The sequence below is a fragment of the Mesorhizobium sp. M7A.F.Ca.CA.001.08.2.1 genome (assembly GCF_003998455.1).
GTDB lineage: Bacteria > Pseudomonadota > Alphaproteobacteria > Rhizobiales > Rhizobiaceae > Mesorhizobium > Mesorhizobium ciceri.
This window is the reverse complement of the sequence record NZ_RZPW01001388.1, coordinates 1-621: the sequence shown is the minus strand read 5'-3', so window position 1 is coordinate 621 and position 621 is coordinate 1. Positions and strand designations below refer to the sequence as shown.

General features: G+C 60.2%; 1 protein-coding gene. It reads right to left on the bottom strand.

Annotated features, from left to right (window positions below; genetic code table 11):
* On the bottom strand, positions 1 to 621 hold a 621-nt coding region (locus EN914_RS37575; RefSeq protein ID WP_281034712.1), incomplete at both ends, for a type VI secretion protein IcmF/TssM N-terminal domain-containing protein.

Sequence of the window (621 nt, the reverse complement as noted above, 5' to 3'; positions counted from 1 at the left end):
GCCGATAGGCTGTTTTGGATGCCGAAAGAAGTCTCTCCCTCTGGCTGAGGCCGAACGTCTCCTCTAACGGTGTCGGCAAGTCACCGGTTTCATACCCCGCCGGCAGATCGCGCAACTGGTCAAGCGGGCCGATGACGTTTTCAAGGTCGACATCGGTGACCGTGCTGGCCTTGAGCAACGGGGCCGCCGTCTCGCGATACTGGCCCATGGCCAGCGTTGTGGAGGCGATCAGCGACCGGTTGGAAGCAAAGCTCAGGGCGAGCGTACCCAGTGCGGCGGCGGCGATCAGCGTTATGGCACCCAGGCCACCAAATCTGACGATCGCCGCACGCCTTGCAGCCGATTTGTCATACGAAACCCAGCCCGATTCGGCAAAAATGACGTCCGTCAGCAGATCATGCAAAAAGAAGCTTTTGCCGGTTCCAGAAAGGTGAGGGCGGGAATTGCCGCCGAAATTGCGGCCGATCGCGCCCAGCACCTGATCGATAGGCGTGCCCTCTTGCGTGCCGGACGAAAAATACAATCCACGCAGGCTGACATTCACCTGGCTGCGTCCGGGATCGAACAGAGCGGCGACAAAGCTGGTAACTCGGCCCTTTAGTGCGCCGAACTGTGCCGGAA